General features: G+C 43.1%; 5 protein-coding genes and 1 pseudogene. 5 read left to right on the top strand and 1 reads right to left on the bottom strand.

Features of this window, described 5'->3' with window-relative positions; all coding sequences use genetic code 11:
* Together H6S82_RS21655 and H6S82_RS21660 are read left to right on the top strand one after the other, a co-directional pair.
* Positions 1-432, top strand: a pseudogene (locus H6S82_RS21655) (hypothetical protein); the annotation flags it as partial.
* Positions 433-723: 291 nt separating this feature from the next.
* A complete protein-coding gene (locus H6S82_RS21660; RefSeq protein ID WP_190469218.1) occupies positions 724-1404 on the top strand; it encodes a Uma2 family endonuclease in 681 nt (226 codons plus the stop codon).
* 175 nt (positions 1405-1579) lie between these two features.
* Here the strand turns inward: H6S82_RS21660 and H6S82_RS21665 are convergent, their stop codons facing one another.
* Entirely contained in the window at positions 1580-1840 is a 261-nt protein-coding gene (locus H6S82_RS21665) for a hypothetical protein (RefSeq protein WP_190469216.1), read from the bottom strand.
* A 210-nt stretch (positions 1841-2050) separates the two neighbouring features.
* On the opposite strand from H6S82_RS21665, the gene H6S82_RS21670 reads away from it, so the two are divergent.
* The 3 genes from H6S82_RS21670 to H6S82_RS21680 all read left to right on the top strand — a co-directional run.
* A complete protein-coding gene (locus H6S82_RS21670; protein ID WP_190469213.1) occupies positions 2051-3136 on the top strand; it encodes a hypothetical protein in 1086 nt (361 codons plus the stop codon).
* Positions 3137-3222: 86 nt separating this feature from the next.
* Positions 3223-3675: a KTSC domain-containing protein gene (locus H6S82_RS21675; RefSeq protein WP_190469211.1), complete on the top strand. Its 453-nt coding sequence runs from the start codon at positions 3223-3225 to the stop codon at positions 3673-3675.
* Between the two features lie 175 nt (positions 3676-3850).
* Positions 3851-4095, top strand: a 245-nt coding sequence (locus H6S82_RS21680) for a DUF928 domain-containing protein (protein ID WP_191056685.1), incomplete at its 3' end; no start/stop codon positions are given.

Genomic DNA, 4095 nt, shown 5'->3' on the forward strand with positions numbered 1-4095 from the left:
GAAGAAACCAAGCGCCTACTCGAACGGGAAATCCAAGAAACAACGCAAGCGAAAGAGAAAAATTGGGCCGAACGGGAGCGTACTTTGGCAACAAATCAAAAATTATTGGAAGAGTATCAACGCAAAGCTGCGGCATTCCCCGGCGAACTGGACGAAGCTATTAAGAAATCGCGGGAAGAAGGCATTCGAGAAGCCGATCGAGAAGCGAAAGTTAAGGCGGATTTATTAGACAAAGAGTGGGAAGCGACAAAGCAAGGTTACGAGTTACAAATTCAGTCATTAGAAGCCAAGATTCAGCGACAAACAGAACAAATTACCGAAATTTCCACGCAACTGCAAGCCACATTGCGACAAGCGCAAGAATTGGCAATGCGTGCTTTTGAAAGTTCATCAAATCGGTTTGCAGCCAGAGCGGAAAAATCCGAATCCTAAGTAGGTTGGGTTGAGGTACGAAACCCCAGACTTGCACCAGGGTTAGAAACCGGGTTTCTTGCTTCTTCAAATCAAGAGCCAAGATTTTTCCTTAAGAAACCCGGTTTCTCAAATCTTGTACGAAACCCAACAAAAATGGGAGTTATGACAATGTTGGGTTTCGCTCAACTTAACCGGAATGAAAAGTCGGTTTGAGAGGAAACCACAGATATCCACAGATGAACACAGATGAACACAGATAGGTTCTAACTGTCTCGTGCCAGAATGAATGCAAAGATTGAGGAAACTTGGATGTCTGTGACACCATCGATCAAAGTACCTCCTTTGGAAAGTGGCGATCGCCTTACCCGCCAGGAATTTGAACGACGCTACGATGCTGCACCTCGCATCAAAAAAGCAGAACTGATCGAAGGAGTTGTTTACGTGGCTTCACCTCTGCGCTTTACCAATCATGCCGAACCTCACAGTTCTATTATCACTTGGTTGGGAGTTTACCGTGCTGCTACTCCTGGCGTTCGTTTGGGGGATAATCCTACCGTTCGGTTAGATTTAGATAACGAACCGCAACCAGACGCACTTCTGCGTTTGGAACCGGAAGCAGGCGGGAAATCTCGCATCACCGAAGACGATTACGTGGAAGGCGCACCGGAGTTAATTGTGGAAATTGCCGCCAGCACAGCTGCTTACGATCTCAACGATAAACTCAGAGCTTATCGTCGCAACGAGGTGCAAGAATATTTAGTGTGGCAAAGATACGAAAATCGCTTGGATTGGTTCAGCTTGCAAGAAGGCGTGTATATTCCGTTTACACCAGATGAAACGGGGATAATTCGCTCTCAAATATTTCCAGGTTTGTGGTTAGCAGTTTCCGCATTACTCAACGGCGATTTAGCAACCGTTCTCTCCGAATTGCAGAAAGGATTGGCGAGTGGGGAACATCAAGAATTTTGCGATCGACTGAGAAAACCTTAAGCCTTCAATCACTCAGAACCTATCCGAAAAATCCAATTATACCCAGCATACCTTACGATAAATCTAGATCCACATCCGTGTTTATCTGTGTACCCTTCGGGAAGGCTATCGCCTACATCTGTGGATATCTGTGGTAAAAAAATCACTTACCAATTTTCGGAGCGGGTCTTACTCCTTACATCTCTTCGATTTTGATTTGTAAAAGGATCTCACGAATATCTTCTATCGTGTCTTTCTCCAAGCTGACTGCCTTTTGGATAACGAAGAAGCGAGAACCAATGTTTCTGAGATGGAAAGGAATCTTTTGAGTTGGAATATCCCAGTCAACGCCACCATCCGCTAAACCCTGTCCTTCTACCCGCTCAAAAGTGACTTTGGTGTAGCCGCCATTCAAGTGCATCAAAACCCGCACTGGTTCTCGATCGTAATTAGTCATGATGTTTTTACAAACACAATTCGATCTTCCAATGGCACAGCTAAATATAGCATACGCTCAGGCTCGCGAGCCTCCAAAGCATAGCGATAGTTAATGTTTTTCCTGCGATTTTGGCCATTTCACTTTCATCATAGCTGTTGATGTCGAGTCCGGGCAAGATGCCCATCCCACAAGAGATTTTGTCAACCAATTAAACTTTGAGGTTAACTTATGCCTACCAAACGTCCCAACGAGAAGAATACCAAGGCTGAAATTCTGGAAGCATTTAACGAATTGTTGCAAGAAAAGAAAGAATTGGAGACAAAAATGAATCAAAAACCAGAAATCAAACCAACAGAAGTACGTAACGGCAACGGGAATGGTAAATCGACAACGGAAGTACCTATCAAACCTGTCCAAAATCAACAGAAAATGGAATCGATTATTGAGGGATTGAACCGACTGCAATTAAACTTCGGTGGCGCAGTTAGCGACTTATCGGAAAAACTGACGATCGAAGCTTTTCAACTCCAAGAAGTGCAGCGCAAAGTCGCAGAGGAAAACCAGCAATTAGAAGCGCTACACAATCTGCAAGTAACTGATGGTAGTTTGGCTACTTTAATCGAACAATACGAAGAAAGTTCCAAAACTTTTAACGAAGAACAACGTCAGCGTCGGGAAGAAGTCGATCTGACAATAACTCAAGCACGGAAAGCGTGGACAAAGGAACAGGAAGAACACCGCCGCTTTATCAAAGAACGCAACGAAACGCAAGGGAAGACTCGCCAACGCGATACTCAAGAATACTCTTACGATTTGACTTTGCAACGCCAACTTTCTGATGAGGAATACGAACAAGAGAAGAAGCGTTTGTATGGCGAATTGGATGAGTTGAAACAAGCTCGCGAAAAAGAATGGGCTGAAAAAGAAAAGGCGATCGCAGAACGGGAAACCCAATTTAACGAACTGAAAACTAAAGTCGAAAATATGCCTAAAGATTTGGAAAATGCGATTAAACGCGCCAAGGATGAAGGCAAGGGTATCGCAGGTCACCAAGCCAAAATTAAAGCAGATTTGCTTGCCAAGGAAATCGAAGGTAGCAAGCGCACTTACGAGTTGCGAATTAATTCGCTCATGGAAACTATCCAAAATCAAGATACTCGCATCGGTACACTTTCCAAACAATTGGATGCTGCGCTCAAACAGGTACAAGATTTGGCTGTGAAAGCGATCGAAGGTTCATCCAATGCCAATTCTTTCCAAGCGGTGAAAGAAATTGCGATCGAACAAGCGAAAAATCAAAACAAAGTGAAGTAAATTGCCAATTTCAAATTTCAGATTTCAGATTTATCCAAATTTGAAATCTGAAATCTCAAATCTGAGATTACCGAGGAGATATCTGTATGAAATATACCAAAATCGATTTGAGCAACCTTGTCGGCATCAGTCACGATGATGAATATTTGGGATTAATTATCGATCGGGGAGATAGCATAGATGTAATTGAAATTCCCGCACCCGTTGCAGCTTATGAAGGATTGGTACAATTAGATGCAGTCGTATCCTCAAACTCTCCCGAACTCGCTGCATCTGTTGACTTTTACGAACTGCCTGGTGTACAATCGGAAATACCAATGTTACCCGTACATTCGACAATGGCAAACTCAATAGGATACGATAGCGATCGACACCTATTGCAAGTCGAATTTAAAAACGGTTCCGTTTATCAATATGAAGGCGTGGATGAAGAAATCTGGGAGGAAATGATCTCGACCGATTCACCCGGAAAATTTTACAATCGGGAAATCAAAGGTTACTATCGTTCTCGCCGACTTGATTCCGATTCTGCACATTGAAGTCCGCCTGGGGTTCAAACCCCAGCGTCATAGCGAAAGTCCGTTGAAACGGACTGAAGAAAATAGAAATTTAGTCGGTTTAAACCGACTTTGCCAACAGCATTATCTATTTTTACGGGGATTTTAGCTAAACGAAATTTCTTTATTCTTGAGCCCGCCTGCGCGGGCTTGGAATTTGGTATTAAAATGCAATTTTCAAGACGAATTTAAGGATAATAAGGTTGGCGGATATACCCAAAGAATTGAACCGAGTGCAGATTTGCTTGCCAAACTAGAAAAGGCGAAAACAATACGCGATCGCATCAATATTTACGCAAAAGCAGGCATTTGGCAAGATACAGTTACAAATTTAGCACTATATTTGACCCAAAAGCGCAACAATTTGCCTTTTTTAATCTGCCCATGCGTGGTGTCAATTAT

This window comes from Planktothrix sp. FACHB-1355 (genome assembly GCF_014748295.1).
Classification (GTDB): Bacteria; Cyanobacteriota; Cyanobacteriia; order Cyanobacteriales; family Aerosakkonemataceae; genus Aerosakkonema; species Aerosakkonema funiforme_A.